This is a genomic window from Bradyrhizobium sp. LB13.1 (assembly GCF_054056815.1).
This window is the reverse complement of record NZ_JBSRYQ010000001.1, coordinates 6,023,904-6,050,285: the sequence shown is the minus strand read 5'-3', so window position 1 is coordinate 6,050,285 and position 26,382 is coordinate 6,023,904. Positions and strand designations below refer to the sequence as shown.

25 protein-coding genes and 3 pseudogenes are annotated in these 26,382 nt (G+C 62.7%); 18 read left to right on the top strand and 10 right to left on the bottom strand.

Annotated elements, in window-relative coordinates; all coding sequences use genetic code 11:
• Positions 1–54: 54 nt before the first annotated feature.
• A complete protein-coding gene (locus ACVWYI_RS29360; protein ID WP_456663884.1) occupies positions 55–228 on the top strand; it encodes a hypothetical protein in 174 nt (57 codons plus the stop codon).
• Between the two features lie 50 nt (positions 229–278).
• Here ACVWYI_RS29360 and ACVWYI_RS29355 read toward each other — a convergent pair whose 3' ends face one another.
• Complete coding sequence (locus ACVWYI_RS29355) at positions 279–605, bottom strand: nuclear transport factor 2 family protein (protein WP_456663883.1); 327 nt, start codon at positions 603–605, stop codon at positions 279–281.
• 204 nt (positions 606–809) lie between these two features.
• Here ACVWYI_RS29355 and ACVWYI_RS29350 point away from each other — a divergent pair, with 204 nt between their 5' ends.
• The 3 genes from ACVWYI_RS29350 (at position 810) to ACVWYI_RS29340 (ending at position 2,521) form a co-directional block, all read left to right on the top strand.
• Positions 810–986, top strand: coding sequence for a hypothetical protein (locus tag ACVWYI_RS29350; RefSeq protein ID WP_456663882.1), 177 nt, complete (start codon positions 810–812; stop codon positions 984–986).
• A gap of 675 nt (positions 987–1,661) precedes the next feature.
• Positions 1,662–1,910: a hypothetical protein gene (locus ACVWYI_RS29345; protein WP_456663881.1), complete on the top strand. Its 249-nt coding sequence runs from the start codon at positions 1,662–1,664 to the stop codon at positions 1,908–1,910.
• Between the two features lie 341 nt (positions 1,911–2,251).
• Positions 2,252–2,521 carry a DUF6894 family protein gene (locus tag ACVWYI_RS29340; protein WP_456663880.1) on the top strand — a complete coding sequence of 90 codons (270 nt, stop codon included), beginning with the start codon at positions 2,252–2,254 and terminating at the stop codon, positions 2,519–2,521.
• Here ACVWYI_RS29340 and ACVWYI_RS29335 read toward each other — a convergent pair.
• Both ACVWYI_RS29335 and ACVWYI_RS29330 read right to left on the bottom strand, forming a co-directional pair.
• Complete coding sequence (locus ACVWYI_RS29335; RefSeq protein WP_247350673.1) at positions 2,515–2,718, bottom strand: hypothetical protein; 204 nt, start codon at positions 2,716–2,718, stop codon at positions 2,515–2,517. The genes ACVWYI_RS29340 and ACVWYI_RS29335 overlap by 7 nt on opposite strands.
• Positions 2,715–2,915, bottom strand: coding sequence for a hypothetical protein (locus tag ACVWYI_RS29330; RefSeq protein ID WP_456663879.1), 201 nt, complete (start codon positions 2,913–2,915; stop codon positions 2,715–2,717). Before ACVWYI_RS29330 ends, ACVWYI_RS29335 begins: the two co-directional genes overlap by 4 nt.
• 516 nt (positions 2,916–3,431) lie before the next feature.
• On the opposite strand from ACVWYI_RS29330, the pseudogene ACVWYI_RS29325 reads away from it, so the two are divergent.
• From ACVWYI_RS29325 to ACVWYI_RS29310, 4 genes and pseudogenes are all read left to right on the top strand, one after another.
• Positions 3,432–3,620: pseudogene (locus ACVWYI_RS29325) on the top strand (hypothetical protein); the annotation flags it as partial.
• Positions 3,621–3,807: 187 nt separating this feature from the next.
• Positions 3,808–5,076, top strand: a complete 1,269-nt coding sequence (locus ACVWYI_RS29320; protein ID WP_456663878.1) for a CaiB/BaiF CoA transferase family protein — start codon at positions 3,808–3,810, stop codon at positions 5,074–5,076.
• 187 nt (positions 5,077–5,263) lie between these two features.
• Positions 5,264–6,493: an acyl-CoA dehydrogenase family protein gene (locus ACVWYI_RS29315; protein WP_456663877.1), complete on the top strand. Its 1,230-nt coding sequence runs from the start codon at positions 5,264–5,266 to the stop codon at positions 6,491–6,493.
• 9 nt (positions 6,494–6,502) lie between these two features.
• Complete coding sequence (locus ACVWYI_RS29310) at positions 6,503–7,066, top strand: flavin reductase family protein (RefSeq protein WP_456663876.1); 564 nt, start codon at positions 6,503–6,505, stop codon at positions 7,064–7,066.
• 25 nt (positions 7,067–7,091) lie between these two features.
• On the opposite strand, the gene ACVWYI_RS29305 is transcribed toward ACVWYI_RS29310, so the two are convergent.
• Positions 7,092–8,000: an NAD(P)-dependent oxidoreductase gene (locus ACVWYI_RS29305; RefSeq protein ID WP_456663875.1), complete on the bottom strand. Its 909-nt coding sequence runs from the start codon at positions 7,998–8,000 to the stop codon at positions 7,092–7,094.
• A 166-nt stretch (positions 8,001–8,166) separates the two neighbouring features.
• Here ACVWYI_RS29305 and ACVWYI_RS29300 point away from each other — a divergent pair, with 166 nt between their 5' ends.
• From ACVWYI_RS29300 to ACVWYI_RS29275, 6 genes are all read left to right on the top strand, one after another.
• A complete protein-coding gene (locus tag ACVWYI_RS29300) occupies positions 8,167–9,150 on the top strand; it encodes an ABC transporter substrate-binding protein (protein WP_456663874.1) in 984 nt (327 codons plus the stop codon).
• A gap of 51 nt (positions 9,151–9,201) precedes the next feature.
• The gene (gene ilvD / locus ACVWYI_RS29295) at positions 9,202–10,896 is read left to right on the top strand and encodes a dihydroxy-acid dehydratase (RefSeq protein WP_456663873.1); all 1,695 of its coding nucleotides are present in this window, start codon (positions 9,202–9,204) and stop codon (positions 10,894–10,896) included.
• Between the two features lie 120 nt (positions 10,897–11,016).
• Positions 11,017–11,862: an ABC transporter ATP-binding protein gene (locus tag ACVWYI_RS29290; RefSeq protein WP_456663872.1), complete on the top strand. Its 846-nt coding sequence runs from the start codon at positions 11,017–11,019 to the stop codon at positions 11,860–11,862.
• Positions 11,859–12,644, top strand: a complete 786-nt coding sequence (locus ACVWYI_RS29285) for an ABC transporter permease (RefSeq protein WP_456663871.1) — start codon at positions 11,859–11,861, stop codon at positions 12,642–12,644. The genes ACVWYI_RS29290 and ACVWYI_RS29285 overlap by 4 nt, the downstream gene beginning before the upstream one ends.
• Complete coding sequence (locus ACVWYI_RS29280; protein WP_456663870.1) at positions 12,641–13,405, top strand: ABC transporter permease; 765 nt, start codon at positions 12,641–12,643, stop codon at positions 13,403–13,405. The genes ACVWYI_RS29285 and ACVWYI_RS29280 overlap by 4 nt, the downstream gene beginning before the upstream one ends.
• A 35-nt stretch (positions 13,406–13,440) precedes the next feature.
• On the top strand, positions 13,441–14,487 hold the full coding sequence (locus ACVWYI_RS29275) for a peptidase M29 (protein ID WP_456663869.1): 1,047 nt from the start codon (positions 13,441–13,443) through the stop codon (positions 14,485–14,487).
• A 99-nt stretch (positions 14,488–14,586) separates the two neighbouring features.
• Here the strand turns inward: ACVWYI_RS29275 and ACVWYI_RS29270 are convergent, their stop codons facing one another.
• Genes ACVWYI_RS29270 through ACVWYI_RS29250 form a run of 5 tightly spaced genes read right to left on the bottom strand, consistent with a single transcriptional unit; the run spans position 14,587 to position 20,293 of the window.
• Positions 14,587–15,579: a 3-hydroxybutyryl-CoA dehydrogenase gene (locus ACVWYI_RS29270; RefSeq protein ID WP_456663868.1), complete on the bottom strand. Its 993-nt coding sequence runs from the start codon at positions 15,577–15,579 to the stop codon at positions 14,587–14,589.
• 3 nt (positions 15,580–15,582) lie between these two features.
• The gene (locus ACVWYI_RS29265) at positions 15,583–16,671 is read right to left on the bottom strand and encodes an NAD/NADP-dependent octopine/nopaline dehydrogenase family protein (protein ID WP_354045115.1); all 1,089 of its coding nucleotides are present in this window, start codon (positions 16,669–16,671) and stop codon (positions 15,583–15,585) included.
• The gene (locus ACVWYI_RS29260) at positions 16,668–18,191 is read right to left on the bottom strand and encodes a class I adenylate-forming enzyme family protein (RefSeq protein WP_456663867.1); all 1,524 of its coding nucleotides are present in this window, start codon (positions 18,189–18,191) and stop codon (positions 16,668–16,670) included. Before ACVWYI_RS29260 ends, ACVWYI_RS29265 begins: the two co-directional genes overlap by 4 nt.
• A 2-nt stretch (positions 18,192–18,193) precedes the next feature.
• On the bottom strand, positions 18,194–19,483 hold the full coding sequence (locus ACVWYI_RS29255) for an acyl-CoA dehydrogenase family protein (RefSeq protein ID WP_354045111.1): 1,290 nt from the start codon (positions 19,481–19,483) through the stop codon (positions 18,194–18,196).
• 12 nt (positions 19,484–19,495) lie between these two features.
• A complete protein-coding gene (locus ACVWYI_RS29250) occupies positions 19,496–20,293 on the bottom strand; it encodes an alpha/beta fold hydrolase (RefSeq protein ID WP_456663866.1) in 798 nt (265 codons plus the stop codon).
• A gap of 215 nt (positions 20,294–20,508) precedes the next feature.
• Between ACVWYI_RS29250 and ACVWYI_RS29245 the strand changes: the two genes are divergently transcribed.
• The 4 genes and pseudogenes from ACVWYI_RS29245 (at position 20,509) to ACVWYI_RS29230 (ending at position 25,904) form a co-directional block, all read left to right on the top strand.
• Positions 20,509–21,270 (top strand): SDR family NAD(P)-dependent oxidoreductase, encoded by a 762-nt coding sequence (locus ACVWYI_RS29245; RefSeq protein ID WP_456663865.1) that lies wholly within the window; start codon positions 20,509–20,511, stop codon positions 21,268–21,270.
• A 43-nt stretch (positions 21,271–21,313) separates the two neighbouring features.
• Complete coding sequence (locus ACVWYI_RS29240) at positions 21,314–22,150, top strand: enoyl-CoA hydratase family protein (protein ID WP_456663864.1); 837 nt, start codon at positions 21,314–21,316, stop codon at positions 22,148–22,150.
• A 94-nt stretch (positions 22,151–22,244) separates the two neighbouring features.
• Positions 22,245–24,598: pseudogene (locus ACVWYI_RS29235) on the top strand (bifunctional salicylyl-CoA 5-hydroxylase/oxidoreductase).
• A 55-nt stretch (positions 24,599–24,653) separates the two neighbouring features.
• The gene (locus ACVWYI_RS29230; RefSeq protein WP_456663863.1) at positions 24,654–25,904 is read left to right on the top strand and encodes a flavin-dependent oxidoreductase; all 1,251 of its coding nucleotides are present in this window, start codon (positions 24,654–24,656) and stop codon (positions 25,902–25,904) included.
• A gap of 9 nt (positions 25,905–25,913) precedes the next feature.
• Here ACVWYI_RS29230 and ACVWYI_RS29225 read toward each other — a convergent pair.
• Positions 25,914–26,370: pseudogene (locus tag ACVWYI_RS29225) on the bottom strand (cupin domain-containing protein).
• Positions 26,371–26,382 lie beyond the last annotated feature (12 nt).

The window sequence follows — 26,382 nt, the reverse complement described above, 5'->3', positions numbered from 1 at the left end:
CAGGGAACAAACGTTCACTTTGGGACTTAGGACTCAGTTCGCCAGCGAGGGGAAATGAGCAAGGACCAGCAAGCCGGGCCGTTGAGAGTCCATCATCATCAGCCGGGGCCGTCGTGCTCCAAATGCGAGACGTCCACGCACTACCTGACCTCGATCCTCGACGTGAAACGCGATCGCCCGGTCTTGATCTACCAGTGCGACGGTTGCCGCGAGGAAGTCTGGGTGTGAGCGAGGCTGTCTGCCAGCGGTCCCGCAGAAGCGCAGACCCTGAAAAACAGCTAGTTTGAAGGCCCGCAGCTCAGCGCCGCGATCTTCCCGGAGGCATTGAAAGTGAGGATCGCGCTCACGATGCCGTCGCGCGACACGTATGAGATGATCGTTGCGTCCGCGGTCGGCTGGAGGTTGTCCAGGCGGGATGCGGGGTAGTTCTTCAGGCGATCGACCCAATACTCCTGCAAGCCTTGCCGGCCCGAGATCGTTTTCATGCCGCCGCAGCCGCAATGGACCACCGCGTCGTCAGCATACATTGCCAGAATGGTTTCGATATCGCCGTCGCGGTAGGCATCGAGCCAGTCAACCGCAGCGGCCATCGGGTCAAAGGACATGATCCTACCTACTGCCGTTTTCTCGGCCGTGGTTTAAGGGCGGGGTCATGAATGTGAGGTGAAAGGCGCGGTTTGGATTGCGCAAGAGGGCAAGAGCGCACCGGATGGCTGCAGGCGAGCTTCCCTCCGCGTGTTCACTTTTGGACTGTCCTAAATCGTTTCATAACCTACGCTGCGAATAGAGCAGGAAGACGGGAGCTTGTCATGCTCATCAGCAAGGAATTCGAGGCCTATCTCGACGTGCAGAAAACGCACCAGCTTGACGCAAGCCAAACGACACGACAATTGCTGCGCCGTTCGCGGGAGCAGATCGAGATGTCAACGACACTGCTTCAGCAACAGGTTCCGAAGATCTGGCACCCTGAGCCTCCAGAACAATAGAAACCTCGTCCGCCGTTCCCGCGTTGCGCGGAATGGCGAACCAAGACACCAGGCAGCGGCCTATTTGTGCTGCGTGCAACAAACCCATGACATTCATCGACGCGGTTGCTTCACCGGACGGGGCGATTGCCATCTTTCGGTGCTCCGAGTGCAACAAGCTGTGCTGGGAGAAGCCCAGACGAGATCAAAACTAAGGCCGCCTCGGTCGGCGCCTCCAGGCTGCCAACGCTGCTTCCATAGCGGCTGAAACCTCTGGCCTGCTTTGACCTGCGAGTGGAAAGAAACGGCCTCAGCGCGGCGGACCGAGCTGAGGCCGTGGAGGTTGTCGGTCGTTCATCCGGACCGACACCCGAATAACACTTGGCCCTTAAAGCTGTTCCTAATCGGGTGGCGTGTTTTCGCTGTCGCGTAGCTGCCGGAGCCGTGCCTCCGGCCCGTTTGCGTGCCCAATGCGACATAGCGCGTCTCGACGAAACACGCCTGAAACAGTGCTGAAACCAGATAGTCTCGAACTCCCCGCCCGCTGCGCCCGACCAACCAAGCGAAAAGGAGATCATCATGATCCAGGTCGGTTCGAAGGAAGAAGTCGCATTTCTGCTGGCGCTGTTCGGCACGCACACCCAGCCGGTCAAGCGGCCGAAGTCGACATCGCAGCAGGCGTGAGGCGCTGATCCCATGCCAGGTTTGGCCGAATGCCAGAGCCTCTTGCGCCTTCTGATCGCAAGGGGCGACCCGAAAGCCATCCCGCTCGCCCAAGGCGCGATCGATTCATACCTGAACACGGCGCCGGTGTGCATGCGCGGGCGCGGCCTGCGCGTGCTCCAGCGCGGTGCGCTCGACCAGCATGGTGCCGCGGTCGGCGTGCAGCGCTCGTTCGCCGAGACGGTGGATGCCTATATCGAGCGGAAGCTTGCGGAGGAGTGAGGGTGGCGAGTGTCATTTCGCCCCTGTCGCTTTCGCCCGTGAAGAGACCGGGCACGAACGCGGCAACTGATGCTGCCGCGTTCGCGTCTTCATCGAATTTCACCCTCGGCTTCCGCGCGGTTACTGGGTCGGCGGCAGCACCTGTCTGGTTCCTTGTTTTGCTTGAAACCGTCGTCGTGGGATGAGTGATAGGCCGTTGTGGCGCGCGCATCCGTGACGCAGGCGCGGAATCGGCGGGCAGGACGCTGGAGTTCTTGGAACCCGTTGATTCCCCACAGATTTTTTCGTGCCGCCGGAAACCCTTTGTCCGCTTCGGACCTGTTACGGCAAAGGATGCTGCAATGCCCCGATATTATTTCGACCTGCGCGACGAGACCGGTGTAGCGCTCGACGAGCAAGGGCTGGAGCTGGCAAGCCCTCGCTCCGTTCACGCGGAGGCCGCCAAGTCGGTCGCGGATATGGCGCGCGACGCCATCCTCTCCGCGCCTCCCGCAGGCCGCAGGCAGACGATGGCGATCGACGTTCGCGATGCCGCAGGTCCCGTGATGCAGGTGAACTTCTCGTTCGCGATCGAGATCTTCAGGACAGCTTCGGAATCACGCGATCATTGACGCGTCAGCAATGTCGCCGACTGTTCGGGCTCGAGCACGGCGATCTTTCGGCCGAGCTGCCAGACCTCGACCTTGCCGTGCCGCGTGAATTGCTGCGCGAAGATGAGCGCGGTCGCATCCGACGTGGCCTCGAAAGCTTCGGCGGAGCGGAAGACACCGTTTTCGCCGACCAGGTAGGCGCGATATTGCTGTGTCATGTTGGAGCCCTCAGGCCCGGGGAATGCAGCCAGGCGTCGATGTGAATGGCCGTCTCGTCTTGCCGCGCGCGGCGCAGCAGCATCTCGCGGCGGCGCCCCGGCGCGAGCGTGCGCGCCTCCTCGCGAAGCCGCGCCGCCTCCTCGGCGAGCCGTTCGGTGAGTGTCGTGGTCTGCTTGAAACGTCGACGCATCTGCATGGCGCATGTCCATCGTGCGAGCAGGGCGGGAGCGCAACCCCGGCGTCGTCGTTGCCGATCGATGCCGAGTGAGGCGCGGTGATATCTCAAGCCTAGGCCGCCGGTTTCGCACCGTCTTTGTCATTTGCTATTTTGTTTGGAAGAATCTTTCGGGGGTGCGCGCGGCTAGTCTGAGCGGCTTGAGTGGCTTACTCATTTTGCGTTGCAGGAGATTTTAATGTTCACTTGGATGCGAGCTGCGGTGGACCGTCTACGCATCGGCTCGAGCAACAGCGCCGCGGCGGCCGATGAGTGCGCATCGATTTCACCTCCGCGCTACCGTCGTCCACCTCCTTCAGCGCGCCGATGCAGACCACCTCATTGCCGTCGCGAACGCATGCACGCCGGCGAGGTGCAGTGCCAGCAGGCGGCGGGCCGGGGCGCCGGAGAGGTCGTCGAGGTCGATCGAGAACATGGATATGGCTTGTGTGCGATCCGCATCGATATTCGTACGACTGAAGCCATGGGAGCAAGGAATGGGGCAGCATCGTCTCGGATACGACGGACAATCCGGTGTCTGCCAATAATTTCATCCGGGCGGGCTATCGGCTCTTTGAGCCCCATGTGCCCTGGGCTTGGTCGCATACGCTTTACTGGCGAAAGCGGCTTCGCTGCGCGAATGGAGCCAGGTTTCCCGCGGTGCGACACGTGATTCGCGCAACGTAAAATGGTTCGCGCGAGATGAAGCGCAGCACGAAACGTCCAAGGGCCCGGCAGCTTGACAGCTGCCGGGCCCTTTTTTGCGTATTCGAGCGATGCGGGTGAAGCACTTGCGAAGTCAGCGGCGGCGGGCTTTAAGTTTGCTCTCGCAGGAAATTCGGCGGCCACAAGCCGATGTAGGGGAGCCCTATCGATGCCCACCAAGCCTCAATTGCCGGAACGTTCGTCGCGGGCGACGGGCGCGCCTACCGCACTCGATGGTCTGCTGGTCGTCGATTTCACGCGTGTGGTTGCCGGTCCGGCCTGTACGCAGACGCTTGCTGATTTCGGCGCGCACGTCATCAAGATCGAGAATCCGGATGGCGGCGACGACACGCGTGCGTATGAACACGCCGAGATCGGTGGAGAGAGTGCTGCCTATCTCAGCTTGAATCGCAACAAGCGCGGCATTGCGCTCGACCTGACCGTACCGGAGGCTCGTGAGATTGCGCTGGATCTGATTCGCAAGGCCGACGTGGTCGTCGAGAACTTTTCCAGCGGGGTCATGAAGAAATTTGGCCTCGATTATGAAGCTGTTGCGCCGCTCAATCCGCGGCTGGTCTATTGCTCGATCTCCGCCTACGGGCGCACTGGACCGTTTGCCTCGCGTCCCGGTTTTGATCCGATCACGCAGGCGGAAAGCGGCTTCATGTCGCTTAACGGATTTGCCGATGGACCGGCGGTTCGCACCGGCCCGCCCATCGTGGACATAGCGACGGGGATGTCTGCCTGCAACGCCATCCTGCTGGCGCTGTTGGCGCGGGATCGGCTCGGTCGCGGCCAGCATGTCGAGGTCGCCCTGTTCGACATCGCCATGGGCATGACGAGCTTCTACGGCATGGCTTATCTGATCAACGGCGAGAACCCTGGGCGGTTCGGTAATTCGCCGAGCGGGTCTCCCACCGTCGGCGTCTACGAGGCCTCCGATGGGCCGCTCTACATCGCGTGTGCCAACGACCGGCTCTATCGCAGGCTGGTCGTCGAGGTGCTGAACAGGCCTGATCTCATAACCGATCCGCAGTTTGCAACGCGCAAAGCCCGCTCCGAGAACAAGGAGCTTTTGCGAGCAGCCATCGCGGAGGTCTTTGCAAGCGATACCCTCGAGAGCTGGATGGCGAAGATGAAGCTCGCCAATATCCCGGTCGGCTATCTCCGGACGGTCGAGGAGGGGTTCAATGCACCGGAGGCGCGAGAGCGCCATCGCTTGAGCCGGATTCCGCATCGTACGGCAGAGTGGGTCCCGAACATCGAGCCACCGATTACCATGAGCCTGACCGGTTCGGTTGATCCTGTGGCTGCTCCGCTGCTGGGCGAGCACACGGAGCAGGTTTTACGTGATACGCTCGGTTATGACGAGCGCCGGATATCGCAATTCACCCAAAAGGGTGTCTTTGGCTCAGGTAAGCCCTCGGCGTCGGTTTGAGCCTGAGGGGCTGATCCTGCAGGCTAAGCCTGGCGCGGTTCGCAGTTCACGGCGTCGCGATATCGCCTTCGTGACATCGCATCCTTCCCGGGCGGCCGGGTTCAGGGCGACTATACCCAGCGGGCGCCGTCTCGGCTTGATTTGGCAAAAGTCTCGCCTCATAACTGCGTGAAAGCGAGGGATACCAATGGCGCCTGGTCAAGAGCCGAGCGTGGGCCAGCCCGCGGGGGCGCAATTCGATGAACGTGCCCATGCGGCAATGGTCGCGAAGGCCCGGGCGCTCGTACCACGGCTGCGAGACCGCGCGGCACGAACGGAAGAGCTGCGGCACCTGCCGCCGGAGACCGAACTGGACCTGCACGAGGCCGGCCTGTTCCGGATGCTCCAGCCCAGGCGCATTGGCGGCGCAGAACTCGACTATGTCGCCTTAATCGATTGCGCGGACCAGCTCGGACAAGCAGACGCGTCAGTGGCGTGGAATCTGGCCAATCTGGCGAGCCATCACTGGATGCTCGGCATGTTCGAGCCGACGGCGCAGGATCTGGTCTGGGGCCGTGATCCGGACGCGCTGATCGCATCCTCGTTCATATTTCCCGCCGGACGCGCTACGAGAGTCGAGGGGGGATACCGGCTCCATGGCAGCTGGCCGTTCTCTTCGGGCGTTGCCTCCTGCGCATGGAACATGCTCGCAAGCGTGGTTTACTCCGACGATGAGGCAGACGGCATCGAGTATCGGATATTCCTGCTGCCGAAAGCCGACTACAAGATCCTCGACACCTGGAATGTCGCGGGACTGCGCGGGACAGGGTCTTGCGACGTGGAGGTCAGGGACGTTTTCGTGCCCGACTATATGACGGTCGCGGTGGGCGATCTTGCCGGCGGTCCGACTCCGGGAAGCGAGCTCAATCCTAATTCGCTGTATGCGCTCCCCGTGTTCGCGCTGTTTCCTTACGTCCTCTCCGGCGTCGCGCTGGGGAACGCGCAGGCGTGTCTCGACGATTATGCGGAGGTCGTCCGTCATCGCATTTCCACCTACAACCACGCCAAGCTGAGCGACTTTCAAAGCACCCAGATCAAGATCGCAGAGGCCTCGGCGAAGATCGACGCCGCACGCTTGATCATGCGCTCGGCCTGTCTGAATGCCATGGAGGATGCGCGGCGCGGTCATGTCCCCGATATGGCGACCAAGACCAGATACCGGCGCGACGGGGCTTATTCAGTAAACTCCTGCACGGATGCGGTTTCGATGCTGTTTGCCGCGAGCGGAGCGCGGGGTTTGTTCACGACGGGCGTGTTGCAGCGGCAGTTCCGCGATGCGCACGCGATCAACTCGCATCTCGCGTTCAATTTCGATGCGGCCGGGACCAATTATGGACGCGTGGCGCTGGGCCTGCCGTCCGAGAATCTCACGCTTTGAGGCCGGCCGATGAATGATCTGCCGAAGCAACCGGCCGTTCCCGATCCAGCCAACGAATTCGCGAACGACAGCTCGCCGATCGATCCCCGTGATTTTCGCAGCGCGCTTGGCACCTACGCTACGGGCGTGACGATCATCACGGCCGCGGCGCCTGATGGCAAGCCCTATGGCCTGACATGCAATTCGTTCGCCTCGGTCTCCCTGAATCCTCCGCTGGTTCTTTGGAGCCTGGTCGTCTATTCGTCCAGTTTGACCATCTTCCAGAACGCCAGTCATTTCACCGTCAATGTGCTTGGCGCTTCGCAACAGGCGCTTGCGAGCAAATTCGCCAAGTCGTCGGATGACAAGTTTACCGGTGTTGACTGGACGCCGGGCCTGGGCAACGCACCGGTGCTCGCCGACAGCGTCGCCAATTTTCAATGCCGCTCGGTCAATCGCTATTACGGCGGCGACCATGTGATCTTTCTCGGTGCAGTCGAGGCCTATGCTTACAATGCGACGGAGCCGCTGCTGTTCGCGCGGGGCGCGTTTGGTCGATTTCTCGCCGACGACGAGCGCAAGAAGTTACCCTAACGTGCTTCAGCTCGCGCTGGACGGTTCAGCGCTCCCGCGCCGAAAGCTTGTAGATTTCGAGTGCATCCGCATCGGCGCCTCGCGCGGCCTTGGCGAGCCTGAAAAGTTGTCCCGCAAGCGAGGCCATGGGCACCGGCGTTGACGTCGTCTGCGCGACATCGGCGACCGTATCGAGGTCCTTGAGCATTGTAGCGATGTGACCGAGCGGCGGTGAGTGAATGCCCTGGACCATCCGCGGCACGAACAGCTGAAGCGGAATGGAGTCCGCGAAGCCGCCGGCGAGTGCTTCGGGTAACCGGTTGGCGTCGATTCCGGCGTTCACGGCAAGGCGCGTTGCTTCGGCAAGCACAGCCATCGCGCATCCGACAATCACCTGGTTGCAGAGCTTTGTAGTCTGGCCGGCGCCGGTCGGGCCCATGTGGGTGAACCTGCGTGCCATGGCGAGCACATAGGGCCGAACCCTCTCGATGTCGCCTGCTTCTCCGCCGGCCATGATCGCAAGGGTGCCTTCCTCGGCGCCCTTGGTGCCGCCAGACACTGGTGCATCGACCCAACTCGCGCCGTTCGAAGCTTTCAGCCGTGCTGCAAGGTCACGCGCCGCGTCAGGATGGATCGATGAGAAGTCGACCACGAGTTTCCCTGCTCCGGCAGCGGTTGAAAGGCCTTCAGGCCCGAAGATCACCTCTTCAACGGCGGCGGCATCGGTCACGCACATGAAGACGATGTCCGAGCTCTCCAACAAGTCGCGTGGGGTGGCTGCGCATTTGGCGCCGGCCTCGACGAGCGCGGCCACCTTCCCTTCCGAACGGTTCCAGACAGTGACCTGATGGCCGGTCTCGAGCAGGCGCCGGGTCATGGGTGTCCCCATCAATCCAAGGCCGAGATAGCCGAGCCGCTCGACGCCCTGCGGGTTTGTCCTGCTCGCTTCAGCCATAGGTTGCCTCCATCTGTCGCTCTGCGACGCTGCATTACCATACATGGCGCATGCCACGACGAAACCGCCCGGCCCGCATGGCTTGCTTGATTGTTTGAACCATGAAACATTTGCGGCAGTCGGATTGGATGGCGCCGGTCGGTGCCGGAGCAGCGGAGTGGGCACGATGCGAACCGTTTCGAAGTGGATCCTGGCTTTGGGGGCGGCAGCGGCCGTGAGTGCGAGTGCAGGCTCGTCATGGGCGCAGCAGACGATCCGCGTCGGCTGGACGATTCCGGCTGAGGAATCCAAGTACTGGATGATGCGCCGCCCGGCTGAGTTTCCCAATATCGGCAAGACCTACAACATCGAATGGACCCAATTTCAGGGCACCGCTCCGATGACGCAGGCATTGGCGGCCGGCGCGCTGGATTGCGCGACGCAGGCGCCGCTGTCGCTCGCCAACGGCGTGGTTGGAGGCAACCTCAAGGCCTACATTGTGGCGCAGCACGTCTTCGAGAAGCCCGGCGGTTTCTCGGTCTACTGGGCCGTCATGGACGACTCCCCGATCAAGACAATCGCTGATCTCAAGGGCAAGACGGTCGGGATCTCCGTGATCGGCGGCGGCACGCAAGGCCCGTTCAATCTGCTGCTGAAGCAGCATGGCGTCGATCCGGCCAAGGACATCAAGCTGGTCGAGGTCGGCTTTGCCATTTCTGAAGATGCGCTGCGGCAGGGCCGTGTCGATGCGGTCAACATGAACCAGCCGTTTGCCGCGCGCGCGGAGGCAAAGGGCGGCACTCGCAAACTCTTCTCGCTGTCGCAGGCCATGCCAAACATCGTGCATATCCTGGAAGCCTGCCGTGCGGATTTCGTCGACAAAAACCCGGAGCTGGTGAAGGCTTACGTGCGTGACATCACCTCCGGCATGAAGAAAGTGCTGGCCAACCGCGAAGAGACGTTGAAGGTGGTCAACGAAGTCCTGAAGGCACCTATTCCGGTTCTCGAGACCTATCTGCTCAAGGACAATGATTTCGGCCGCGATCCGGGTGCGGCACCGAATTTCCCTGCGATCCAGAAGATGCTGGACATCTACGCGGAGACAGGGATGCTACCAAAATTGGATGTCGCGCAATTCAAGCATTCGACGATTGTCGCTCCTTTGCAATAGGCGATAGGGCGAACGATCCGAGCGAGAAGGTCGCGGCGTGAAGATGCACGTATGAAGAAGTTGCGATCACGGATCACGACGGACGGCCTCGATCGGGCCCCGCACCGCGCGTTCATGCGGGCCATGGGGCTCGACGACGCTGCGATTGCCAAGCCGATGGTGGGCGTCGTCAGCATGAAGGGCGAACAGACGCCCTGCAACATGACCCACGACTTCCAGGTCGCTGCGGCCAAGACGGGAATCGAGGAGGCCGGCGGGACGCCGCGCGAGTTTTCGACCGTGTCGGTTTCCGACGGCATCAGCATGAATCACGAGGGGATGAAGTTCTCCCTGTTTTCGCGGGAGCTGATTGCCGATTCGATCGAAGCCGTCGTCCATGGTCTCGCCTACGATGCGCTGATCGGATACGGCGGATGCGACAAGACGCTTCCCGGCGTGATGATGGGGATGGTCCGGTGCAACGTGCCGTCCATTTTCATCTATGGCGGTAGCTCGCTGCCGGGCCGTGTGGACGGGCGGACCCTGACCGTGCTCGACTCCTATGAGGCTGTCGGCAGCTTCATGACCGGAGAGATCGACGGCGCCACGCTCGAGCGGATCGAGCGCGCCTGCCTGCCGACCATCGGCGCGTGCGCCGGCCAGTTCACCGCGAACACCATGGGGATGGTGTCTGAAGCGATGGGCCTGACCATTCCCAACGTGTCGATGGTGCCGGGCGTCTATGCCAAGCGCGCCCAGATTTCGCGGGGCGCCGGACGCCTCATCATGGAGATGCTGGAGCGCGGCGGGCCGTTGCCGCGCGACATCGTGACGCGGAAATCCCTGGAAAACGGTGCGGCAATCGTGGCTGCCACGGGTGGTTCGACCAATGCTGCGCTGCATCTGCCGGCGATCGCGAACGAGGCCGGGATCGCATTCACGATCGATGATGTCGGCGAGGTTTTTGCGAGGACGCCGCTGATCGGAAACCTGCGACCTGGAGGCAAATATACGGCGAAGGATGTCTACGATATCGGCGGCGCCGCCGTGGTGATCCGGGAGCTGATCCAGAGCGGGCATATCGATGGCAGTTGCCTGTCCGTCACGGGCCGTACACTTGCCGAAGAATATGGCGCCGCCAACGCACCCGACGGAGAGGTCGTTTACGCGGCTCGGGCGCCAATCATGCCCGATGGCGGCGTGGCAGTGCTGAAGGGAAACCTCTGCCCTGATGGCGCGGTGATCAAGGTCGCGGGTTTGAAGAGCCAGTTGTTTGAAGGTGTGGCGCGCATCTTCGAAGACGAAGAAGCTTGCGTCGCAGCGGTTCGTGACCGCAGCTACAGTGCGGGCGAGGTGCTCGTGATCCGCAATGAAGGGCCGGTGGGCGGTCCAGGCATGCGCGAGATGCTTGGCGTCACCGCGCTGATCTATGGACAGGGCATGGGCGAGAAGGTGGCCCTGATCACGGATGGACGATTCTCTGGCGCCACTCGCGGAATGTGCGTCGGCTATGTGTCTCCCGAAGCCTTCGTTGGCGGTCCGCTGGCGCTGGTTCGCGATGGCGACAGGATCCGGATTGATGCTGCAAATCGGCGGATGGATATGCTCGTCGACGAGCAGGAACTCACTGCTCGCCGGCACAATTGGAAGCCGCGTCCGCCTCGTCACCGTGCCGGCGCCCTCGCGAAATATGCGCGATTGGTTGGCCAGGCGCCAGGCGGTGCTGTCACGCATGAAGGGCCCGCAGAATGGCCCTGGTTCGAATGACGCGGCGCACCTGCTCGGAAACAGCCGGTAGTCTGGCAAGTTTCTTGCTAAGCTCGTGCCGCTGACGAGGACGTTCAGCGAGTCTGTTGCGCAGGATTCGCGCGAGTGAAGTGAGACGGGATGAAGGTAGTGCCTTCGAGATCGAGCGAATGGGTGAGACCGGTGACGCCGCAAAAACCGGCTTCTGCAATCATCGAGATCGAGCGCGTCTCGCAGGTTTTCCAGACCTCGACGCGCAAGGATCATGTGGCGCTATCGGACATCTCGCTGACGATCGACGAGGGGGCCTTCGTCTCCATCCTTGGTCCGTCCGGCTGTGGCAAGTCGACCCTGCTTTACGTCGTCGGCGGCTTCGTCAGCCCGACCAGCGGCTCAGCAAAGATAAAGGGACGGACAATCACGGGGCCAGGGCCGGATCGCGGTCCGGTGTTTCAGGAATTCGCGTTGTTTCCGTGGAAGACCGTGCTGGGTAACGTGATGTATGGCCCGCGTCAGCGGGGCGTGCGGGCTACTGAGGCGGAAGCGCAGAGCCGGGCCCTGATCGAGATGGTCGGGCTCAAGGGCTATGAGAGCTTCTATCCCAAGGAATTGTCCGGCGGCATGAAGCAGCGCGTGGCACTGGCTCGGACGCTGGCTTACCATCCAGAGGTTCTGTTGATGGACGAGCCGTTCGGTGCGCTCGATGCTCACACCCGGACGCGCCTGCAGAACGATCTCCTGAACATCTGGGAGCGTGATCGCAAGACGGTGCTGTTCGTCACCCACTCGGTGGACGAGGCCGTCTTCCTGTCGGACAAGGTCGTCATGATGTCGACATCGCCCGGCCGCATCCGCGACGTCATCGACATCGACCTGCCGCGGCCACGCCGGCGTAACGAGCTGCTGCTTGACCCGCGCTACCAGAAATACGTCGTCGATATCGAGCGGATGTTTGACGAGAGCGACCTAATTGGGTCTTCGTCATGATATCGCCTGCTGCCTTGGCGAGACGTGCTGCCCCGGTGCTTGCCTGCATCGGATTGCTCGCAATGTGGCAGGTGGCGTCGCTCGCGCTAAAGAATGACAGCTTTCCAACGGCGATCGAGGCGATCCGGGCGATTCCGGACATTCTTGGCGACAGGGAATCGCTGATCAATATCCTGGCCTCGCTGCGCCGCATGGCGATCGGGTTCGGCATAGCGGTATTGATCTCGATTCCGCTGGGCCTGTTGATGGGCCGCAGCCGGGCCGTCGCGGCCTTCTTCAATCCGCTGCTGATGATCATCTATCCGGTGCCGAAGGCGGCCTTGATGCCGATCATCATGCTGTGGCTGGGCGTCGGCGACGTTACGAAGACACTGGTGATCTTCCTGGGCGTCAGCCTGCCCGTGATCTATCACAGCTTCGAGGGCGCCAAGGCAGTGGAAGAGAAAATGCTCTGGTCGGGCGCCGCAATGGGGCTTTCACCTGTGCAACGGCTGGTCCGGATCGTGCTGCCGGCGGCGCTTCCGGAAATTCTGACCGGGTGCCGCACGGGACTCGTGCTGGCGCTGATCACGATGATCACCAGCGAGATGATTGCCCGCCAGTCGGGCGCCGGCAATATCCTGTTCAACGCGCTCGACATGGGCCAATACGACACGGTCTTCGCGATGATCATTATCGTTGGAGCGATGGGAATCTGCCTGGATGCGATCTTCGAGCGGATTCGCGCAAGGCTGGTGCGGTGGTCCGAGCCTCAGTTCGACATGCCGCTGAGCTTCTCATGACATCGCGCCTTCACCCCACAAGCATCCTCGGGCTCGCGCCAATCGTGCTGGTGCTCGCGCTGTGGCAGGGCCTCGTATCATTTGGCTTTGCGCCTGCAGTCTTGCTGCCGCCGCCGGGATACGTCTTCGGCCGGTTGCTCCAGCAACTTTTGACCTGGACGTTCCAGCAGGATATTGCGGCGACCCTGATCAGGTTGTTTGCCGGCTTCGCGATTGCGGTCGTGCTCGGTGTCAGCGTCGGCATCGCCGCTGCCGCCAGTCCGGCCATCAACGCCGTGGTTCGGCCGATCGTTCGCGTATTGGCGCCGTTGCCCAAGGTTGCGCTTTATCCGGCACTTCTGTTGCTGCTCGGCTTCGGACACGGATCGAAGATCACGCTGGTGGCGGCAGACGCACTCTTTCCCATTTTGCTCTCTACCTATTACGGCGCGTCGACGGTGGAGCAGAAGCTGATCTGGTCGGCCATGGCGGCGGGAACGCCGCGCTATGAGATCCTGTTCAAGGTGGTGCTGCCGGCGGCGATGCCGTCGATCCTGACCGGTTGCCGAATCGGCCTTGTCATTTCCTGCATCGTGGTGTTTCTGGCCGAGATGATCACGTCGACGGATGGGCTCGGACATGCCCTCGTCACGGCGGCCCGGACTTTTCAGGCCGTCGATATGTTCGTGCCGCTAATCACGATCTCGCTGCTGGGGTTGATCCTGAATGGTCTGCTGGGGGCCTTGCGTGCGTACCTGCTGCGGGGTTTCCCCGAAGCGTGAACTGCGAAGAAGAAACCAGAAGACGGGAGTAGACCATGCTGGCTGATCGCATTGAAGCTAAATGGATCGACGCATTTTGCGAGATCTTTGAACGATGCGCCGTCAAGGCCGGCGATACCGCCGCGATCCTCTCGGAAACCCAGTCACGTGCGTTGAATGTTCATCTGGCGGAGCTCGCGCTGCTGCGGATGGGCGCGCGACCGTTTCACGTGGTTATGCCGACCCCGCGTAACCGGAATATTGTTCCGGTTCGCTCAACGGGGGCGAGTGAGGCGATCCAACGGCTCGAGCCGGTCATCACCGCGCTTCAACAGGCCGGCTTTGTGGTGGATTGCACCATCGAGGGTCTGATGCATGCCGTGGAGACACCAGAGATCCTCAAGGCCGGTGCGCGCATCCTGGTGATCTCCAACGAGCATCCCGAGGCGCTGGAGCGGATGGTGCCGGATTCCGCGCTCGAAAAGCGCGTCCGTGCGGCGGCAAAAATGCTGCGTGGGACCAAGCGGATGCGGGTGACATCAAAAGCCGGCACTGCGCTCGACGTCGATATGGTCGGTGCGTCCACGGTCGGCGTGTGGGGGTGGACGGACAAACCAGGTACGTTGGCGCATTGGCCCGGCGGCATCGTTGTCAGCTTCCCCAAGAGCGGAACGATCAATGGCACGCTGGTGATGGCGCCCGGCGACATCAACCTGACCTTCAAGCGTTACCTGACATCTCCGGTGAAGATGACACTGAAGGACGATTATGTCGTCGAGCTCGACGGCGAGGGCACGGATGCCGCGATGATGCGCGCCTATCTCGCGGCCTGGGGCGATCGGGAAGCCTATGCGGTATCCCATGTCGGTTTCGGCATGAATCCGGGCGCACGCTACGAGGCGCTGTCGATGTATGACCAGCGCGATACCAACGGCACGGAGATTCGCGCCGTCTCCGGCAACTTCCTGTTTTCGACCGGGGCCAATGAATTCGCCGGCCGCTACACGGCGGGCCATTTCGATCTGCCGATGATGGGGACGACGATCGAGCTCGATGGCGTCGCGGTGGTGCGTGAAGGGGTGCTTCAGGACGTCTTCGGCTAGAGCGTTTTCGAGCGAAGTGGATACCGGTTCGCGTGAAGAAAACGCGTCAAAACAAGAATCTAGAGCTTCGGTTCTGATTCAATCAGAACCGATAATGCTCTAGCCGCGATCGAGCACCGGCGGACGCGCCAGGTCGAAGTGCCGGAGCAGGTCGACCATGGCCTGAAGCCGCTTCACCCGATAGGCGTCGACGTCCATACCTGAATAATCGAGAAAGCCTGCGCCCGTTCGCAAGCCAATCCGGCCCTCCTGCATGTTCCGCGAAATGACGTCCGGCGCGCGATACCGGTCACTGCCAAGTGCGTCCTCGAGATACCGGCTGGCGTAGTACAAAATGTCGCCGCCACCCCAGTCGATGAATTCAAGCAGCCCGAGCACGGCGTAGCGGAAGCCGAAGCCGTAGCGGATCGCCTTGTCGATCTCTTCGGCGCTGGCGACGCCTTCCTCGACCATGCGCGCGGCCTCGTTCATCGCGAGCGCCTGGATGCGCGGAACGATGAAGCCGGGCGTCGCCGCGCAGACCACCGGCACCTTGCCGATTCCTTCGAGCAGCGCCTTGACCTCGTCGATGATGGCAGGATCGGTAGCCTTGCCGGGCGAAACCTCGACCAGCGGTATCAGATAGGCCGGATTGAGCCAGTGCACGTTGAGGAAGCGTCGGGGATTCACGATGGCACCTGAGAGATCGTCGACGAGAATGGTCGACGTCGTTGAGGCGATGATCGTATCCGGGCCGATCTGCTTTGAAGCCGCCCCCAGGATCTCTCTCTTCAGTTCGACGACTTCGGGGACGCCCTCAAAGACTATTCCCGCGTCGGATAGTGCAACACCGCTCTGGCTGGCCGGCACCACCGAGATCCGTGCGATGAGCGGATCGACATCCGCCTCGGTCACTAGCCCCAGCTTCGACAGGCTGGCAAAGGTCTTCCTGACCTCGCCGAGCGCGTCAGCCTCCAGCCTGGCGAAATCTTCCGTTGAGCGGGCCTTGATGTCGATCATCGTGACCGTATGCCCCGCATAGGCGAACGCGACGGCGATGCCGCGGCCCATGCGGCCGGCCCCGAGACAGGCAATGTTAGCTCGGCTGGTCATCGGTCAAAATCCCTTGCGAAGAAGCGTCTGCAGTTCGGCCTTGCCGAGATTGCCGAGCCCCAGCGTCTCGAGCGTCCGACCGCCTTGCGCAAAATCGTCACCGCAGACTGCGCCACCGATGGCCAGGAACGCCTTGGCCAATGGCGTGGCCACGCCCGCCAGGCCGGCGACGGAGACCAGCAGCGATAGCCCAAGCCGCAAATCTTCACGCATGTAGCGATGCTCCCTCAGCACGATCCGCTCGCGCCAGTCACCGGAATCGGTCAGCCGGTCATGCGAGCCGCGCCCATACATCCAGATCTCGCCTTCCCTCGCATAATGATGGGCGAGCGGAAAATGCGGTGCGCCATATCCGAGTGCCTCACGCACGGCGATCCGCTCGGCATCGAGTGCATCCGTAACTCGGCGAATCGCGGCTTGCGTTCCTTCCTTGTGGATGTCCCACCGCTCGAAATGCTCGATCGGGCCCGCATTCATCACGATCAGAGGCGGATGGATAATCGGGCCTGCGTTCATCAGCGCGCCGGAGAGAGCATCTCCGCACGGCTCGACCGCGCCGGGGAAAGCCTGTCCAATCACCTCAAGTGCATGCGGCGCTTGATCGAGCGGGAAAACGCCGACCGGAAGTCGCTTGGCGCGGATGGTGATCGCGACCTCGAATGGCCCGTGCTTGCGGGTCAGCCAGGGTAACGTCCCGGTCTCAGCAAAGCTCGGCTTGGCGCGATTGTCCGCATCCCGCGCAGCCTGTGCGAAGATCATCGAGCCGAACGTCGCCGGCGGCAGAAACACGACCTGTCCATCTCGTAGATGTGGAGCAAGCAGCCGCGCAATGTCGGGCTGCGCGAAGGCAGGTGCAGGGCACAGGATCAGCTCTGCGCCGTCGACCGCTTCGGCAATGTCGGCCGTTACCACCGCGAGCTTGACGTCGTGAGGACCGTTATGATCCTTCACCAGGATGCGCGAGCCGGCGGCGCGATGGGCTGCGACCTGATTCGCGTCGCGGCGCCAGAGCCGGACCGCATGTCCCGACAGCGCAAAATCGCCCGCGGCCGCGAAAGAGCCGTTCCCCCCGCCTAGAACCGCAATCTTCAAGATGCTTCTCCTCGCGTGCGCGATTGCGCATCAAGCTGCTTCAGCAGAAAATGCTGGACCTTGCCCAGCGCAGTGCGCGGCAGGTCGGTAACGAAAACGATCTCGCGCGGAACCTTGTAGCGCGCGAGTTGTGCCTGAAGATGCACTTTCAACTCGTCTGCTTCCAGTCGACAGCCGGATCGCTGAATCACATAGGCGATTGGCACTTCGTCCCAACGCGGATCGGGCCGGCCGATCACGGCGCATTCGCTGACATCGGGGTGTTCGAGCAGGACGCGCTCGACCTCTGCAGGGTAGACATTCTCGCCGCCGGATATGATCATGTTTTTCTTGCGGTCGCGGACCCAGAAATAGCCGTCCGCATCGCACAGGCCGATATCGCCGGTGCGATACCAGCCGTCGTGCAGCGCATCGCGCGTGGCGTCCGCGTTGCTCCAATATTCGAAGAACACGTTGGGGCCGCGAACCGCGATCTCGCCCGGCGCGCCCACCGGCATCTCGTTGCCGGCCTGATCGATCACCTTCGCTTCGCAGCACAGGCCGGCAAGTCCCGTCGATCCCGCGCGCGAGAGATCGCCACCAAGCCGAGTGTAGACTGCGATGGGACAAGTCTCCGTCGAGCCGTAGACCTGAAGCACCGGGACGCCACGGCCGACGAAGCGGTCGATCAGATGCGGCGGCACGATGGTCGAGCCGGTCGTGACGGCCTTGAGTGACGAAAGATCGGTCGTGGCCCAGGCGGGATGCTCGCTTACGGCCTGGATGATCGCCGGCACCATCACGGTCAGTGTCGGTCGTTCCCGTTCGACGGCTGCAAGCGCAGTGTCCGGCGTGAAGCGCGCGTGAACCGTGACCGTCGCGCCTAGCTGGAGCGCCGGCGTGGTTTGAATGTTGAGGCCGCCGACATGGAAAAACGGCAGCAGCGTCAGCACATGGTCATCGGACGTCATGTTGTGCATGTGCTGGCTCATGACGCCGTTCCAGAACAGCGCCTCCTGGCGCAGCACCGCGCCTTTGGGCCGTCCGGTCGTTCCTGACGTGTAGACAATGAGGAGCGGGCAGGAGAGATCAGTGTGCGGGTTGCAGCCGGTGCCCCGGCTTCGAGCCAACAGGTTTTCGAACGTCGTGCCGCGAGGCGGCTCGAAGTCGAGCCCGACAATTGCAGTCTCCTCAAGCTCGGCAAGAACCCCCTCAAATGCCTGCTCGAGCACCAAAACCTTGGCGCCGGCATCGGTGAGGATGAAAAGCTGCTCGGCGATAGCGAGCCGCCAGTTCAGGGGCACCAGCATCGCGCCGAGCCGGGCGCAGGCATAGAGCAGAACCAGATAGTCCGGCCGGTTCAGGCTGAGGATGGCAACGCGGTCGCCCCGGCCTACGCCGAGCTCCTGCTTCAATGTCGCCGCGCTCCGCTCGATCCGTGCGGCGAACGCTGCATAGCTCAACCGCTCGCCTTCAAAGGCAATGGCTGTCTTGTCTGGCGCGAACGCCGCGTTGCGATCGATCAGACTACAGAGGTCCACCGTCAGTCGTCCGTTTCGCCGGCCTCGTATAGCGCTTCGCGTCCGATCCGGTCGAGGCAGAGCTCGGCTGTCCAGGGCAGCATCAGCGAGCCGCAGCGGCTGTCTCGATAGATGCGCTCGAGCGGCAGCGAGCGGAGCATGGCTTGGCCGCCGCAGGTCCGGATCGCGAGTGTAGCGAGCTCATTGGCGCCCTCCATCACCGAATATTGCGCGGCATAGGCGCGCAGCACCTGCTCCTTGCTCGGATTGGCGCGGGCCTCGGTGACGGCCTGGAACCAGATCGCCTTGATCTGCTCGAGCTTGATCTGCATCTGCGCGACCGCAATTTGCTTGGTCGGATACATCCGGCGCTTGACCGGCGGCATGCCCGGTATTTCGCCGCGCAGATATCGCACGGTGAAGTCATAGGCGGCTTGCGCAAGGCCCATATAGGTCGGCGACAGCGTCAGGAACATGTGCGGCCAGCGCATCGCGGCCTGGAAATAGACGCCCCGCGGCATCAGCGCCGAATCTCCCGGCACGAACACGTCCTTGAACAGCAGCGTGCGCGAGACCGTTCCGCGCATGCCGAGCGGATCCCAGTCGCCGACGACCGAAACGCCTTCCGATTTTGCGGGGATGGCGAGGTAAAGCGTATTGCGGCGCGAAGCCTTTTCGCCTTCCTCGATCTCGGTGCAGAGCACGCCGTAATAGTCCGCATGTCCGGAGAGCGATGCAAAGATCTTCTTGCCGTTGACGATCCAGCCGCCTTCGGCCGGCCGTGCTTCCGTGCCGAAAGCGACGCCGCCTGCCGCTGCCGCACCACCCTCCGAGAAGGGCTGCGAATAGATCGCGCCATCCTCGACGATGCGCTTGTAATGGACTGCACGCCGGCGCTCGTGCTCGGCGCGGGTCTCAGCGTCCATGTCGAGATCGTCGGCGAGCGGGCCCGACCACAGCGTCGAGCAGACATGCATGTTCCAGGTGAGCGCAGTCGCGCCGCAATAACGGCCGATTTCGGCTGCCGCCAAAGCGTAGGTCTGGTAGTTTGCGCCGAGCCCGCCATGTTTCTTGGGGACGGCAATGCCGAGCAGGCCGACGCGATGCAGGTCGCGATAATTCTCGGACGGGAAGATCGCCTCGCGGTCGTAAGTCGCGGCGCGGCCAGCGAACACGCTCTGGCCGATCTCGCGCGCCCGCGCGATGATGCCGGCTTGTTCGTCGCTCAGGCGGAACGCGACGGGATCGAAGATCGGCGCATCGAGCGCGACCTTGTCGGTTGCGCCGATATTCTTGCTGACTTGCATGGTCATGGCGCAGTTACCCTACGTTTTGGTGGCGACGGAGTACAGAAACCCGCCGAGGGCCTCGTCAAAGGCATCGGGGCGCTCAAGGTTCGCAAGATGGCCGGCACCGGCCAACTCGACATATTCGGCAGATGGAATGTAGGTCGCCGTCTTCGCCATCATGGCGGCCGGCGCGTTGTTGTCCCTGGAGCCGGACAGCAGCAGCGTCGGGATGGAAATGTCCTTGAGGGTGGCTCGCTGATCGAATCCAATCAAGGCCAGCATCATGGCGCGATAGCTCGCCTCGGGCACGCTTGCCATGCACTCGCGTGCGAGCTCCATTCCCTTGGGATCAGGATCGTCGCCCACGAGTTCCTCCACCAGAGAGGGCGCCAGCGACTTCATCGTTTCCCCACGATCGAGCGGTCCCAGGCGTGCGGCGATAAACGATTTCTGCCAATCGCCATCGGCCTTGCCGAAGGCCGGGCTGGTCTGCGCCAGCACGACTGCGCGCGCCAGTTTTGGGGATTGCACCAGCCATTTCTGGACGATCATGCCGCCGATGGAATGGCCAACCAGAATGGGCCTGCTCGCACCAAGCTGCTCGATGAATTGCTGGAGCGCATCGGCCAGGGCAGCGATGCTGACGCTGGCGAGCGGCGCCGATCCGCCATAGCCCGGCATGTCCCACGCAATCGTGTAGAAGCGGTCGCCGAATGTAGCAAGCTGCTGCCGCCAGGCCCGTGCCGCACCGCCGATGCCGTGCAGGAAAATCAGAGGCGTCGCGCCCGGATCGCCGGCGGCTTCATAGGCGAAGCGGCCGTCCTTTGTTATCATTGGCGCAGGCTGCGACACGCGACATCCTTTTGCTCGTCCCTTCGATGCTAACAGGCCTGTGAGGGATGGGAAGAGATAATTTTATACTTAAAGCAATTTTTGGGCCGGTCGTTGGCGTGCAGTTGTTCGCGGTGCCAAGTCGAGCCTTGTTTGCAAAAGTTTGAAGGTTAAAATATATCCAAGGAGCGATCAGCAGAATGCAAGGAAGCCAGCGCATGTCCGGATTACCGCATTCGCCGCACGCGCTGGTGACTGGTGGCGGTCGCGGCATCGGTCGCGCCATCGCGGCAGCGCTCGTCGAGGCCGGCGCCACGGTGACGGTGCTTGGCCGGAACGCCGCGACGCTTGAAGAGGCCGTCAGTGCAGGAGCTGCGCATTTTGCAGCCGTCGCCGACGTCTCGAACGAAACCTCTTTGAAGGCCGCCATCGCTGAAGCGAGCGCGCGGCAGCCGATCGACATTCTGATCGCCAACGCGGGAAGTGCCGAGTCCGCGCCGTTCTTCAAATCCGACAGCGCCCTGTTCGCGCGCATGATGGACGTCAATTTCATGGGCGTGGTCCATGCCATCAGCGGTGTGCTGCCCGGGATGAAGGATCGCCCCTACGGGCGCATCGTCGCGATCGCGTCGACGGCCGGGCTCAAGGGCTATGCCTACGTCAGCGCGTACACTGCGGCCAAGCATGCTGTGGTCGGTCTCGTGCGGTCCCTCGCTATCGAGATGGCTGGCAGCAGCGTAACCGTAAACGCGGTGTGCCCCGGTTTCACCGACACGGATCTTGTCGCCGGCAGCATCGAGAACATCATGAAAAAGACGGAGCGTAGCCGCGAGCAAGCCATTGCCGAGCTCGCGAAACATAATCCGCAGGGGCGGCTGATCTCTCCTCAGGAGGTCGCGGATGCCGTGGTCTGGCTGTGCGGCGAGGGCGCCGGCGCAATCACGGGGCAGGCGATCGCTGTTGCCGGTGGTGAAATCTAGCGCGTATGGCGCAGGCGAGGAACAAAGAAGCTAAGGAGATCGCATGAGCAGACCAGCCAATCCCGTGACCTTACCGCTTGCGGACTATTCGCCGCAGCATTTCCTGCTGGCCATAATCGACGGTGTCGCGACAGTCACGCTCAACCGTCCCGAACGGAAGAATCCGCTGACCTTCGAGAGCTATCGCGAACTCACCGATTTCTTTCGCGCTTGCGCGTTCGATGATGCGGTCAAGTCCATCGTCGTGACAGGCGCCGGTGCCAATTTCTCGTCCGGCGGCGATGTGTTCGAGATCATCGGTCCGCTCGTGAAGATGGACACCAAGGCGCTGACCGCGTTTACGCGGATGACCGGCGACCTCGTCAAGGCGATGCGGGCTTGCCCGCAACCGATCGTTGCCGCGGTCGAGGGTATCTGCGCCGGCGCGGGCGCGATCATCGCCATGGCGTCGGACATGCGGCTTACGGCGAGCGGGACCAAGGTCGCATTCCTCTTCAACAAGGTGGGCCTTGCTGGTTGTGACATGGGCGCCTGCGCGATCCTGCCGCGGATCATCGGACAGTCCCGCGCCTCCGAGTTGCTCTACACCGGCCGGTTCATGACTGCGGAGGAGGGCGAGCGCTGGGGCTTCTTCAGCCGCATCGTCACATCGGAGCAGGTGCTGCCCCAGGCACAGCTGCTGGCCAAGCAGATTGCGGAGGGACCGACCTTCGCCAACACCATGACCAAGCGGATGCTGGCCATGGAATGGGCGATGTCGGTGGAGGAGGCGATCGAGGCGGAAGCTGTTGCTCAAGCGCTGTGCATGACGACGGCGGATTTCGAACGGGCCTTCGAGGCCTTCGCCAACAAGGTCAAGCCGGTCTTCAGGGGCGACTAAGCCGGGCTTTGCCGGCATCCTACCGCAATGGGGACTTGCGCGAAATTAGTTTAGGCTTAAAATAGTTTCGGCGGGTTGAACTGGCGAGGCTCCCATGAAAGTCGCGATCATTGGTGGCGGACCTGCGGGTCTCTACGCTGCAATCCTGCTCAAAAAGCAGCGGCCGAGCGCGGAGATTACGGTGTACGAGCGCAACCGCGCGGACGACACTTTCGGCTTCGGCGTGGTGTTCTCAGACGCGACGCTCGATAATTTCGAGAAGCACGATCTTCCGAGCTATCGCCGTATCACCCAGGAATTCGCCTACTGGGATGACATCGCCGTGCACTTCCGCGGAACGGTCCATCGGGTCGGTGGCAACGGCTTCTGTGGCTGCTCGCGGCAGAAGCTGCTCCTGATTCTCCAGGCGCGAGCGCGCGAACTGGGCGTCGTCCTGATTTTCGAAGCGGACGTCGAGGACGAATCCAGCTTCGCCGACGCCGATCTCATCCTGCTCGCGGACGGCATCAACAGCCGCTTCCGCGACAAATACGTCGATCATTTCGCCCCGGAAGTCGACCTCCGGGCCAACAAGTTCGCCTGGATGGGTTCGACCAGGCCGCTGGATGCCTTCACCTTCATCTTCCAGGAGACGGAGTGGGGGCCGTTCATCGCCCATGCCTATCAATATCAAGCCGGGCACTCGACCTGGATTTTCGAGACCGATCCGGAGACGTTCGAACGCGCGGGACTGACGGGTCTGAACGAGACCCAATCCGCCGCGCGGATGGCTGAGATCTTCGGCTGGTTCCTCGATGGCCACCAACTGCTCACCAACCGCTCGACCTGGCGCAACTTCCCGATGATCCGCAGCAAACGCTGGGTCAAGGACAACATGGTGCTGCTCGGCGACGCCAAGGCGACCGCGCATTTCTCGATCGGCTCGGGCACCAAGCTCGCGATGGAAGACGCGATCGCGCTGGCTGACGCGATGGAGAAAGCGCCCAGCATCAAGGCGGCGCGCTGGACGTCTATGAGCACGGCCGCCGCGAAGAGGTCGAGAAGACGCAGCACGCCGCCGACGTCTCGCTGGTCTGGTTCGAGCATGTCGACCGCTTCTGGGATTTTGATCCCGTGCAGTTCGCCTTCGGCGTGATGACGCGCTCGAAGGCGATCACCTATGACAATCTGAAGCTCCGCGCGCCCGATTTCGTGGCTGAGGTTGAGAAATCGTTTGCCAGGCAGGTTCGCGACAGCGGCTTCGACGTCGACGTCAACAAGCCGATGGTGCCGCTGTTTCAGCCGTTCCGCTTGCGCGAGATGGAGATCGCCAACCGCGCCGTGGTATCGCCGATGTGCATGTACTCGGCGAAGGAGGGCGTGCCGACCGATTTCCACCTGGTGCATTATGGCTCGCGGGCGATCGGTGGTGCCGGATTGATCTTCAGCGAGATGATCTGCGTCAGCCGCGATGCGCGGATTACGCCCGGCTGCGCCGGCCTGTGGAACGACGAGCAGGAGGCGGCTTGGCGGCGCATCGTGGACTTCGTCCACGGCAATTCGGTTGCGAAAATCTGCCTGCAATTGGGCCACGCCGGGCGCAAGGGCGCGACCAAGCTGATGTGGGACGGCATGGATCGTCCGTTGGAGGAGGGCGGCTGGGAGGTGTTCTCCGCATCGCCGCTGCCCTATTTCCCCGACAGCCAGGTTCCGCGTGAGCTCGATCGCGCCGGCATGAATGCGGTGAGGGACGCTTTCGTCGCGGCGGCCGAGCGCGGCGAACGCTGCGGTTTCGACATGCTCGAACTGCACTGCGCCCACGGCTATCTGCTCGCGAGCTTCATTTCGCCGCTGACGAATACGCGGACGGATGATTATGGCGGATCGCTCGTCAATCGCCTGCGCTTCCCGCTCGAAATTTTCGAGGCGCTGCGGGCCGTGTGGCCGTCGCACAAGCCGATGTCGGTGCGCATTTCCGCGACCGACTGGGCCGAGGGTGGTATCGGCGGCGACGACGCGGTGGCGATCGCGCGCGCTTTTGCCGAAGCCGGCGTCGATCTCGTCGACGTCTCAACCGGGCAGACCGTGCGCGATGCGCAGCCGGTCTATGGGCGCATGTTCCAGACCCCGTTCTCCGACCAGGTCCGCAATGAGGCCCGCGTGGCCACGATGTGCGTCGGCAACATCACGACCGCCGACCAGGCCAACACCATCCTGGCCGCCGGCCGGGCGGACCTCGTCGCGCTCGGGCGGCCGCATCTGGTCGATCCCTTCTTCACCACGCGGGCGGCAGCCTGGTACGGAGCAGACGACGCGTTCTGCCCGCCGCAATATCTTCCCGGAAAAGATCAGATTTTCCGCAACAGCGCACGGGACCGACAGGATCTCGAGGAGCTGAGAATTAAGGCTAAACCCAAGACCCGGGCCGAGCTCAAGGCGGAGGCGACAAAGCCGCTTGCGGCAGAGTGACTGCTCGTGCGAATTTAGCCGCATTGCCTGGTGTGTATCGAGTGGAGTAGGGGTGATGAAGGCGATTGTCGTCGGTGGCGGTGTCGGTGGTCTCACCACCGCATTGATGCTGCGCTCGCGCGGCGTGGCTTGCGAGATTTTCGAGCAGGCCGAGACCATCCGCGAGCTTGGCGTCGGCATCAACACGCTGCCCCATGCCATGCGAGAGCTGGCAGGCCTCGGTCTGCTCCAGCAGCTTGACGATGTCGCGATCCGCACCGACCAGCTCTATTACCTCAACCGTCACGGCCAGGAAGTCTGGCGCGAGGCCCGCGGTGTCGACGCCGGCCACGATGTGCCGCAATTCTCGATCCATCGCGGCCGCCTTCAGGGCGTCATTCATCGGGCCGTCGAGGAGCGGCTCGGGCCGGAGGCCATCCACACCGGCTGCCGCCTCGGTGCCTTCACCCAGGACGAGGGCGGCGTCACCGCTTATTTCTTCGATCGCGCCGGCGCGCACATTCACACCGCGCGCGGGGACATTCTGATTGGTGCCGACGGCATCCATTCGCGGGTCCGCGACACGCTGTTTCCGAGCGAGGGGCCGCCGTGCTGGAACGGCCTGATGCTGTGGCGTGGTGCGCGAGATTGGCCGCTGTTCCTGACCGGCAAGTCGATGATCGTCGCCGGTGGCCTCAACGCCAAGGTGGTGATCTATCCGATCGCGGAGGGATCGAGCCCCGCGAGCCGTCTCACCAACTGGGCGGTGCTGGTGAAGGTCGGCGAGGGCAATGCCCCGCCGCCGCGAAAGGAAGACTGGTCGCGGCCGGGCCGGCGCGAGGAACTGATGCCGCATGTCGCGCGCTTCTCGGTGCCTTACATCGACGTGAAGAGCCTGATCTCGGCCACGCCCGAGTTCTATGAATATCCGACCTGCGACCGCGATCCGTTACCCTATTGGTCGTCCGGGCGCGTCACACTGCTCGGCGATGCCGCGCATCCGATGTATCCGGTCGGCTCCAATGGCGCCTCGCAGGCGATCCTCGATGCACGCTGCCTCGCCGACGCGCTGGTGCGCGCCGAGCACCCGCGCCAGGCGTTGCTTGAATACGAGAAGAAGCGCCTGCCGATGACCGCTGACATCGTCCGCTCCAACCGTCGCGGCGGCCCCGAGGGCGTCATCGACGCCGTCGAGCAACTCGCGCCTGACGGCTTCGACAATGTCGACAACGTGCTGAGCTATTCCCAGCGCGAAGCGATCGTACGCGGCTACGCCACCAAAGCCGGCTTCGCTGCAGTGCCGGGACTTGCGGCGGTGCGCGCTTAGGATGCGCTGCTAGCCGCCGGAAGGCGGCGGCAGGAAGTGGATGTTGAACTCGGCCGCCATCGCCACCACGTCCTCCGGCTTCTGCTCCTTCATGTTGTGAAGGCCCCAGAACAGGTCGAACAGCTTGCGGGTCGGTGACACCCAGAACAACACCTTCGCGGTCTGCTCCGATTTGTTGAAGATGCCGTGCGGCACGCCCATGCCGAGCCGGATCAGATCGCCCGCGGTCGCCTGCGACTCGGAATTTGCCGAGCATGAAATCGAGCTTGCCCTCCAGCATGTAGAGATATTCATCCTGGTCGGGATGAATGTGCGGCGGCACGAACGTGCCCGGCGGCAGCGTCGCGTGCCAGGAGAAGCTGTGCTCTGTGTTGCTCTTCGGCACATAGGTCTGGCCGAGGATGTTCCACGAGATGCCCTGGATCCCCTCATTGGCCCGCGTGATGCCGGTGATTTCGCTCTTCATTGTGATCCTCCC

Coding starts and splice junctions, on each gene's coding strand:
- ACVWYI_RS29360 (WP_456663884.1), top strand. CDS start 55: ATGAGCAAGGACCAGCAAGCCGGGCCGTTGAGAGTCCATCATCATCAG.
- ACVWYI_RS29355 (WP_456663883.1), bottom strand. CDS start 605: ATGTCCTTTGACCCGATGGCCGCTGCGGTTGACTGGCTCGATGCCTAC.
- ACVWYI_RS29350 (WP_456663882.1), top strand. CDS start 810: ATGCTCATCAGCAAGGAATTCGAGGCCTATCTCGACGTGCAGAAAACG.
- ACVWYI_RS29345 (WP_456663881.1), top strand. CDS start 1,662: ATGCCAGGTTTGGCCGAATGCCAGAGCCTCTTGCGCCTTCTGATCGCA.
- ACVWYI_RS29340 (WP_456663880.1), top strand. CDS start 2,252: ATGCCCCGATATTATTTCGACCTGCGCGACGAGACCGGTGTAGCGCTC.
- ACVWYI_RS29335 (WP_247350673.1), bottom strand. CDS start 2,718: ATGACACAGCAATATCGCGCCTACCTGGTCGGCGAAAACGGTGTCTTC.
- ACVWYI_RS29330 (WP_456663879.1), bottom strand. CDS start 2,915: ATGCAGATGCGTCGACGTTTCAAGCAGACCACGACACTCACCGAACGG.
- ACVWYI_RS29320 (WP_456663878.1), top strand. CDS start 3,808: ATGCCCACCAAGCCTCAATTGCCGGAACGTTCGTCGCGGGCGACGGGC.
- ACVWYI_RS29315 (WP_456663877.1), top strand. CDS start 5,264: ATGGCGCCTGGTCAAGAGCCGAGCGTGGGCCAGCCCGCGGGGGCGCAA.
- ACVWYI_RS29310 (WP_456663876.1), top strand. CDS start 6,503: ATGAATGATCTGCCGAAGCAACCGGCCGTTCCCGATCCAGCCAACGAA.
- ACVWYI_RS29305 (WP_456663875.1), bottom strand. CDS start 8,000: ATGGCTGAAGCGAGCAGGACAAACCCGCAGGGCGTCGAGCGGCTCGGC.
- ACVWYI_RS29300 (WP_456663874.1), top strand. CDS start 8,167: ATGCGAACCGTTTCGAAGTGGATCCTGGCTTTGGGGGCGGCAGCGGCC.
- ilvD (WP_456663873.1), top strand. CDS start 9,202: ATGAAGAAGTTGCGATCACGGATCACGACGGACGGCCTCGATCGGGCC.
- ACVWYI_RS29290 (WP_456663872.1), top strand. CDS start 11,017: ATGAAGGTAGTGCCTTCGAGATCGAGCGAATGGGTGAGACCGGTGACG.
- ACVWYI_RS29285 (WP_456663871.1), top strand. CDS start 11,859: ATGATATCGCCTGCTGCCTTGGCGAGACGTGCTGCCCCGGTGCTTGCC.
- ACVWYI_RS29280 (WP_456663870.1), top strand. CDS start 12,641: ATGACATCGCGCCTTCACCCCACAAGCATCCTCGGGCTCGCGCCAATC.
- ACVWYI_RS29275 (WP_456663869.1), top strand. CDS start 13,441: ATGCTGGCTGATCGCATTGAAGCTAAATGGATCGACGCATTTTGCGAG.
- ACVWYI_RS29270 (WP_456663868.1), bottom strand. CDS start 15,579: ATGACCAGCCGAGCTAACATTGCCTGTCTCGGGGCCGGCCGCATGGGC.
- ACVWYI_RS29255 (WP_354045111.1), bottom strand. CDS start 19,483: ATGACCATGCAAGTCAGCAAGAATATCGGCGCAACCGACAAGGTCGCG.
- ACVWYI_RS29250 (WP_456663866.1), bottom strand. CDS start 20,293: ATGATAACAAAGGACGGCCGCTTCGCCTATGAAGCCGCCGGCGATCCG.
- ACVWYI_RS29245 (WP_456663865.1), top strand. CDS start 20,509: ATGTCCGGATTACCGCATTCGCCGCACGCGCTGGTGACTGGTGGCGGT.
- ACVWYI_RS29240 (WP_456663864.1), top strand. CDS start 21,314: ATGAGCAGACCAGCCAATCCCGTGACCTTACCGCTTGCGGACTATTCG.
- ACVWYI_RS29230 (WP_456663863.1), top strand. CDS start 24,654: ATGAAGGCGATTGTCGTCGGTGGCGGTGTCGGTGGTCTCACCACCGCA.